Here is a 3,026-nt window from a genome sequence, read left to right as displayed (position 1 = left end):
CCCGCCAGCCCTCCCGCAAATCCTTTGGACGAACCCGAGTAGATTGCCAACGCGACCGAGAATGTTTAACCAATAGGCTTCCATGTTGTCTCCGCTCACCGGAACCGCAATGGACCCAAACTGTGCTTGCGAGCGACGTTCTCAAATCCCGGCACGGCGTCAGGGCGCCCGACCGGTGAAAAGATCGTGGAACCGCTGCAGGTACAGCGGCCAGCCTTGATCGCTATCGACCCCACCGCGCACGCTCTCCCAGCCTTCGCCGTGGCGCTCGAAATTCCTGCGCTCGATCTCAACCCTGGTCCGGTTCTCCGTCTCCGCCGTGAACCGGACTTCCCATTCGCTGGTCTTGTTCAGGTCGGTCTCAATCTGCCACCGCGGGTTGATATCCCAACTCAGAACCAGCCGGCTCGGCGGATCGTAAGTCAATACACGAGCCCAGCGACACTCGCTGCCGTCGACGCCGCGATCGTAAACGTGCCCCCCAACCCAGGCTTCAAAGATCGTCTCAGCAATGGGCACTTTGAGAAGATTGTGCTCGCGAGGTTTGAACCTGCCGAAATCCTCGGTGAAGACCTTGAAGGCACGCGCCATAGATGCCTCGACGACGACGGAGTGCCTTACAGGCTCGGTAGCAGGATGCTTGCTCATACCTGGTCCTTCTTTGGAGGCTCGACGGCTAGTTTGTAGCCCGCCAGGGTCTTGCTCCAGAACTGATCGACTTCCGCGCGCAGACTTGCCAGGCCGCCGCGATCGATACGATATATGCTTTCCTTGCCCGAGCGCGTGTCGGCAACAAGCCCGGCCTCCTTGAGTACCTTCAGGTGCTGAGAGACCGCTGGTCTGGTTACAGGCAGCGCACGAGCAAGTCCGCTGACCGAACAAGGCTGTTCGAGCAACAGTTCGAAGATCGTTCGTCTCGTCGAATCTCCGAGCGCAGTCCAGTAGTTCGCGTTAGTGGCCACTAACGCGAACTTAAATCGACGGGCCTTCCATGTCAACCTTGGAGTAGTCGACGGGCGGCCCGTTGACTCTGATTAAGCCGCCTTGGCGGCCCCGTCTCGTCGCGCCTCCCGGGCGAGCCGCGGCGCATGCAAAAGCGCGAGCCGATGAGAGCGTTGCAGGACGATCTTGCCAAGGACCCGGACAGCCGATGCCGAGGTCATTACTGCAACCGGCTCCGATCCTGAGCCGATGGGAGGATCAGCGCGTCGCCGCCGGGAGAAGGTGAATTGACGGATGCATTCCCCTGTTGTCTCACCGCCTCTATCAACTCATGTGTTGCTTGAGCGACCTTGGCAACGGGCAATCGGTGCACGCAGTAGACGCCGCCCGGGTTGTTGGGTTTGCACAAATGGGGAGCAACACACTGGCAAGGCAATGGCGGCTCAACCGTGCGGTAAGGCACGCCAACTGGCCCCCAGACATCTGGGGGAGTGAGCCCGTAGAGGCCCACAACTGGAGTTCCGACCGATGCGGCCAAGTGCATTGGGCCGCTCTCGTTTCCCAGGAAGATAAACGCGTCCGCAAGCAATGCTGTTAGTGTCTCAAGCGAGGCTTTGCCAACAACGCTTGCCAACGGGGAGACCGCCACATTCAGGTTACGTTCCGCGATTGCGCTCTCGTCAGGTCCGCCAATCAGCAGTGACCGCAGGCCCGTCGTTTCATAAACTTCATCGATCACTGCGGCGAACCGTTCAGGTTGCCAGCACCGCCCTTCGAACCTTGGTCCGGCGTGCACCGCGACGAAAGCTTTTGCATTCAGATTGCTCTGAGCCAGAATCTGGGTCGAAGCGCCTCGTCCGATGGATGTGGGCTCAAGCCTCGGTGTCACTTCACTCGACGTTATCCCGAGCGCTCTCAGCGGCGAAAGATATCGGTACAGGTAATGCGCGCCTCCCTGGCCGAAGGTTTCAGCAAATATATTGGCAGGCTGACTTTCCCAAGATTTTAGAGGCACTTCGGGGGGATCGTATCCGACGCGCATTGGGGCGCCGATCAGCTTGTGTAGCATCCTCGATGTCTTCGAGTCGGTCAGATCGATGGTGAGATCGAATTTTCGGCGGCGGAGCTCAGCGACCAAGCTTGAATATTCCTTCAAGCGCCTGGTTAGGCTTCTACCACCACCTCGAGGGTCGAATCCGATGGCTATGTCTGCGATACCCTGGCTGACCACCAAGTCTCGCAGGCCAGGAGCGCAAAGCATGGCCATGATGGCGTGTGGGTAGGCGACGCGCAGATTTCGCATAAGCGCCGAGGTCAGAATGACGTCCCCGATGTACTTTGCCTGGATAACCAGAATGGATTTGACAGCCAGCCGATCAGCCATCGAGATATTCAGCACGTCAAAACGATGGGGCAGGATGTTGGTCATTGGGCGCGCACACACGTCCAAGAGAGCTCATGTGCCGCTTGTGGTGATCGATGGATCGGCAGCCTTGGAACCTCCGACCCATGCACCTCTCGTTTGTTCCACAAACAAAAAGGCAATCCCACGCAGCGCTCGCTGCCTGGGAGGAGCGGAACCGGGGCCTGTCGGTCTGCGGATGCCGTGGTCATGGCGTCTGTCCCTGCCAAAGCGGCAATCCGCTTTCTCTGGCGAAGTCTCTATCTTCCGCGTAGATGGGCTCGCCTCTTCTCGCCACCCGCCGAAGCAAATCCGCATCTTCGTCGGCATGATATCGGAAGGCGTTTCGGCTATCGTATCCATGCCCGGCCTGAGACAGGGAAAACCCGCTGACCACAACCGGAGCGAAGCCGGCGAAACGCGCAAGCATGACAGCGAAAGCCCCCGTGGAGAGGTTCCGGTGCCAGCCGCGGGATACGTGAAATTTGCCGCTAAGCCGCCAGACGATGTTGGCAAGCTGCCACCTGGTAAGCGCCTGCAAGGTCTCGTAACGATAATCGAAGGTGCGACAGCCGGCTTTCAGCTTGTCCTCCACGTCAGGCCAGATCGGGACGATCAGATGCTTTGCCTGCCGCCCTTTTAGCAAGTCACGCTTGTAGAAGTCCTTCTCACCTTGGCCAAC

The 3,026-nt window shown here is 59.1% G+C and carries 4 protein-coding genes; all 4 read right to left on the bottom strand.

All coding sequences use genetic code 11. The features are described 5' to 3' along the window. Positions 1–159: 159 nt before the first annotated feature. The gene (locus tag EOA22_RS29150; RefSeq protein WP_127390412.1) at positions 160–648 is read right to left on the bottom strand and encodes an SRPBCC family protein; all 489 of its coding nucleotides are present in this window, start codon (positions 646–648) and stop codon (positions 160–162) included. Further along, complete coding sequence (locus tag EOA22_RS29145; RefSeq protein ID WP_164755956.1) at positions 645–962, bottom strand: metalloregulator ArsR/SmtB family transcription factor; 318 nt, start codon at positions 960–962, stop codon at positions 645–647. The genes EOA22_RS29150 and EOA22_RS29145 overlap by 4 nt, the downstream gene beginning before the upstream one ends. Before the next feature lie 200 nt (positions 963–1,162). After that, entirely contained in the window at positions 1,163–2,371 is a 1,209-nt protein-coding gene (locus EOA22_RS29140) for a glycosyltransferase family 9 protein (RefSeq protein WP_127390410.1), read from the bottom strand. 181 nt (positions 2,372–2,552) lie between these two features. Beyond that, positions 2,553–3,026 (bottom strand): hypothetical protein (locus tag EOA22_RS29135; RefSeq protein WP_127390409.1); only part of this gene is annotated, 474 nt, incomplete at its 5' end.

Source organism: Mesorhizobium sp. M7A.F.Ca.US.014.04.1.1 (assembly GCF_003998745.1).
Lineage (GTDB): Bacteria > Pseudomonadota > Alphaproteobacteria > Rhizobiales > Rhizobiaceae > Mesorhizobium > Mesorhizobium ciceri.
Note: the sequence above shows the minus strand (reverse complement) of the source record. Positions and strands in the feature narration are given on the sequence as shown.